3 protein-coding genes are annotated in these 2,154 nt (G+C 65.2%); 2 read left to right on the top strand and 1 reads right to left on the bottom strand.

All coding sequences use genetic code 11. From position 1 onward, the window contains the following. On the top strand, positions 1-703 hold a 703-nt coding region (gene phhA / locus AC097L_RS23290; RefSeq protein WP_479589118.1), incomplete at its 5' end, for a phenylalanine 4-monooxygenase. A 65-nt stretch (positions 704-768) separates the two neighbouring features. Then, entirely contained in the window at positions 769-1,560 is a 792-nt protein-coding gene (gene otnI / locus AC097L_RS23285) for a 2-oxo-tetronate isomerase (protein WP_479589119.1), read from the top strand. Between the two features lie 49 nt (positions 1,561-1,609). Here otnI and AC097L_RS23280 read toward each other — a convergent pair. Further along, positions 1,610-2,154, bottom strand: a 545-nt coding sequence (locus tag AC097L_RS23280; RefSeq protein WP_479589117.1) for a LysR substrate-binding domain-containing protein, incomplete at its 5' end; no start/stop codon positions are given.

The following is a 2,154-nucleotide window of genomic DNA, read 5'->3' as shown; positions in this document are numbered from 1 at the left end:
GCGCCAGTCGGCCCTGCTGCCCGGCCTGGCCTGCGACGAATTCATCGCCGCCCTGCCCTCGCTGGGGGTGAAAGACCGGATTCCGCGCTTCGAGGAAATCAACGAAAAGCTGCATCCCGCCACCGGCTGGGAGGTAGTGGCCGTGCCCGGGCTGATCCCCGAGGTGCCGTTTTTCACCCTGCTGGCCAACCGCAAGTTCCCGGTGACCGACTGGATCCGCACGCCCGCCGAGTACGACTACATCGTCGAGCCCGATGTGTTCCACGACCTGTTTGGCCATGTGCCGCTGCTGTTCAACCCGGTGTTTGCCGAGCACATGCAGGCCTACGGCGCGGGCGGCCTGAAAGCGCACCGCCTGGGTGCCTGCGAGCTGCTGTCGCGTCTGTACTGGTACACCATCGAGTTCGGCCTGGTGCGCCAGGCCAACGGCCTGCGGGCCTATGGCGCGGGCATCCTCAGCTCGTCGGGCGAGCTGCAGTACAGCGTGCGCAGCCCCGAGCCGCAACGCATTGGCCTGGACGTGACCCGCTGCATGCGCACCCGATACAAGAACGACAGCTACCAGCAAACCTACTTCGTGATCGACAGCTTCCAGCAACTGTTTGACATGACCGCCCCCGACTTCACCCCGCTGTACACGCAGGTGCAGGCCCTGGGCGACATCGCCGCAGACGCGCGGCTGGCCAGTGACCGTATGCTATGAATAAATGAGCTGCTTACGCCGATGGAATAAGCGCCAGCGGCATGAAAAGCTTGCAAAATAGCGGCATGCCCCAATTTGCCGCCAACCTCACCATGCTCTACCCCGAGCATGCCTTTCTAGACCGCTTTGCCGCCGCTGCTGCGGACGGCTTCACCGCCGTCGAAATCCTGTTCCCCTACGCCTTTGCCGCCACCGACCTGGCCGCGCAACTGCGTGCGCACGGCCTGCAGCAGGTGCTGATCAACGCCCCGCCCGGAGACTGGGATGCGGGCGAGCGCGGCCTGGCCTGCCTGCCGGGCCGCGAAGCCGAGTTTCGCCAGCTTTTTGCCCAGGCCCTGGACTACGCCCACGCCCTGGACTGCCCGCGCATCCACGTGCTGGCCGGGCGGCTGCCTGCGGGCCAGAGCTTTGACAGCCTGCGCCCGGTGTTTGAAGCGAATCTGGCCTGGGCCGCCGAGCAGGCCGCGGCAGCGGGTCGGGCGGTGCTGATCGAGCCCATCAACACCCGCGACATGCCCGGCTACGCCTTGAACCACCAGGCCCAGGCGCACAGCGTGGTGCAGGCCGTGGTTGCGCCCAACCTGCAGGTGCAGATGGACCTGTACCACTGCCAGATCATGGACGGCGACCTGGCCACGCAGCTGCGCACCTATGTGCCCACAGGCCGGGTCGGCCACATCCAGATCGCCGGGGTGCCCGACCGGCACGAGCCGGACGAGGGCGAAGTGCACTACCCGTATCTGTTCACGCTGCTGGATAGCCTGGGCTACACCGGCTGGGTGGGCTGCGAGTACCGCCCCCGGCACGGCACTTCGGAAGGCCTGGGCTGGATGCGCCGTGCACTACAAAATAAGTAGCTGCTCACGCTCAAGGAATAAGCGCTAGAGGCCTAAAAGACTTAAATGCTTAAGCGTGCAGCAATTCCAGAAACCGGGCCGTCGCCACGCCCACAGGCCGGTCGCTGCGCACGATGCTGCCGTAGGCGGCCAGCTTGTGGGCGATGGTGTAGGGCAATATCTTCAGCAGGCCATGGGTCTGGTAGCGGCTGGCGCTGGACTCGGGAATTACCGCAATCATCTGGGTCTTGAAAATCAGGCTCGTGGTGGTGAGGATGGACGAGGTCTCGATCAGCCCCCGCTGCACGCTGGCATGGTGGTCGCGAAACTCCTGCTCCAGCACCTCGCGCATGGGGCTGCCATGGGGCTGCAAAATCCAGGGGAACTGCAGCAAGTCGTCAAACGCCACGCTGGCTTGCTCCGCCAGCGGATGGTCTACCGCCACCACCACCGATAACGGCTCGTCACCAATCGGGCGAAAGGCGTGGTTCTGCCTCGCCGGGCCCAGCATGCGGCCAATCACCACGTCCAGCACGCCTTCGCGCATCTGCTCCACCAGCCGGTCGCTGGTGTCGACCGCAATCTCGATGGCCAGCAGCGGGTACTCCTGTTTCA

The organism is Rhodoferax sp. RT5P35, assembly GCF_056521385.1.
The sequence above is the reverse complement of the archived record's forward strand: the minus strand, read 5'-3'. Positions and strand labels throughout refer to the sequence as shown.